Annotated in this window: 1 protein-coding gene; it reads left to right on the plus strand. The window is 48.2% G+C overall.

Features of this window, described 5'->3' with window-relative positions; genetic code table 11:
• Positions 1-506 (plus strand): cbb3-type cytochrome c oxidase subunit I (locus tag R7R24_RS30720; protein WP_318120714.1); only part of this gene is annotated, 506 nt, incomplete at both ends.

A 506-nucleotide genomic window follows, 5' to 3' on the forward strand; every position in this document is an offset into this window, starting at 1 on the left:
CGTTCTTACTTATTGCCGTCATGCCAGTGTTGGCGGGTGCGGTGACGATGGTACTGACCGATAAGTACTTTGGTACCAGCTTCTTTGATGTTGCGGGCGGTGGCGATCCTGTGATGTTCCAACACATTTTCTGGTTCTTTGGTCACCCAGAAGTGTACATCATGATTTTGCCGTCGTTCGGGATCATCTCTGCCATTCTTCCTGCATTTAGTGGCAAAAAGCTGTTTGGCTATCACTCTATGGTGTACGCAACATGCAGTATCGCGCTTCTTTCTTTCCTTGTGTGGGCACACCACATGTTCACGACAGGCATGCCCGTGTTTGCAGAACTGTTCTTTATGTACTGCACCATGTTGATTGCGGTACCGACCGGAGTAAAAGTGTTTAACTGGGTCGCAACCATGTGGCGTGGCGCATTGACCTTTGAAACGCCAATGTTGTTTGCGATTGCGTTTATTGTTCTGTTCACTATCGGTGGTTTCTCGGGTTTGATGCTTGCTATTGTG

Source organism: Vibrio sp. 704 (assembly GCF_033339295.1).